Genomic DNA, 1,783 nt, shown 5'->3' with positions numbered 1-1,783 from the left:
TTGAGCCTAGTAGAAGCTCGAACTTATGTCTTGGCTACAGCCCTAAACACCTTCGGTGTTGTATGGTTAAGCCTCACGGGCAATTAGTACGGGTTAGCTCAACGCATTACTACGCTTCCACACCCCGCCTATCAACGTTGTAGTCTCCAACGACCCTTTAGGACAATTACATGTCAGTGAGAGCTTATCTTGAGGCTCGCTTCCCGCTTAGATGCTTTCAGCGGTTATCGATTCCGAACGTAGCTACCGGGCAGTGCCATTGGCATGACAACCCGAACACCAGCGGTTCGTTCACTCCGGTCCTCTCGTACTAGGAGCAACCCCTCTCAACTCTCAAACGCCCACGGCAGATAGGGACCGAACTGTCTCACGACGTTCTAAACCCAGCTCGCGTACCACTTTAAATGGCGAACAGCCATACCCTTGGGACCGACTACAGCCCCAGGATGTGATGAGCCGACATCGAGGTGCCAAACACCGCCGTCGATATGAACTCTTGGGCGGTATCAGCCTGTTATCCCCGGAGTACCTTTTATCCGTTGAGCGATGGCCCTTCCATTCAGAACCACCGGATCACTATGACCTGCTTTCGCACCTGCTCGACGTGTCTGTCTCGCAGTTAAGCTGGCTTGTGCCATTACACTAACCGTACGATGTCCGACCGTACTTAGCCAACCTTCGTGCTCCTCCGTTACTCTTTGGGAGGAGACCGCCCCAGTCAAACTACCCACCAGGCACTGTCCTCACCCCAGATAATGGGGCTAAGTTAGAACATCAAACATACAAGGGTGGTATTTCAAGGATGGCTCCACGTCAACTAGCGCCAACGCTTCATAGCCTCCCACCTATCCTACACATGGAGGTTCAATGTTCAGTGCCAAGCTGTAGTAAAGGTTCACGGGGTCTTTCCGTCTAGCCGCGGGTACACCGCATCTTCACGGCGATTTCAATTTCACTGAGTCTCGGGTGGAGACAGCGTGGCCATGGTTACACCATTCGTGCAGGTCGGAACTTACCCGACAAGGAATTTCGCTACCTTAGGACCGTTATAGTTACGGCCGCCGTTTACCGGGGCTTCGATCAAGAGCTTCGCTTACGCTAACCCCATCAATTAACCTTCCGGCACCGGGCAGGTGTCACACCCTATACGTCATCTTTCGATTTTGCAGAGTGCTGTGTTTTTAATAAACAGTCCCAGCCACCTGGTCACTGCGGCCAGCTCCGGCTCCGTCCGTGTGGACTTCACCAGCTCTGGCGTACCTTCTCCCGAAGTTACGGTACTATTTTGCCTAGTTCCTTCACCCGAGTTCTCTCAAGCGCCTTAGTATTCTCTACCTGACCACCTGTGTCGGTTTGGGGTACGGTCAACATGAACCTGAAGCTTAGAGGCTTTTCCTGGAAGCATGGCATCAACAACTTCGCATCCGTAGATGCTCGTCTCGTATCTCAGTCTTAGCGGTCCGGATTTTCCTAAACCACCAACCTACATACTTTCACCGGGATAACCAACACCCGGCTTGCCTAGCCTTCTCCGTCCCCCCATCGCAGTTCATGTCGGTACGGGAATATTAACCCGTTTCCCATCGACTACGCCTTTCGGCCTCGCCTTAGGGGCCGACTTACCCTACCCTGATTAACATGGGATAGGAAACCTTGGTCTTCCGGCGTGGGGGTTTTTCACCCCCATTATCGTTACTCATGTCAGCATTCGCACTTCTGATACCTCCAGCATGCTTCTCAACACACCTTCAACGGCTTACAGAACGCTCCCCTACCCAGCAAA

1 rRNA gene is annotated in these 1,783 nt (G+C 52.8%); it reads right to left on the bottom strand.

Annotation, left to right across the window (positions count from 1 at the left end):
* Positions 1–62 precede the first annotated feature (62 nt).
* Positions 63–1,783 (bottom strand): 23S ribosomal RNA (locus NOG12_RS13115); the annotation flags it as partial.

It is taken from the genome of Pseudidiomarina fusca (genome assembly GCF_032227045.1).
Classification (GTDB): Bacteria; Pseudomonadota; Gammaproteobacteria; order Enterobacterales; family Alteromonadaceae; genus Pseudidiomarina; species Pseudidiomarina fusca.
This window is presented reverse-complemented; position numbering and strand designations above follow the sequence as displayed.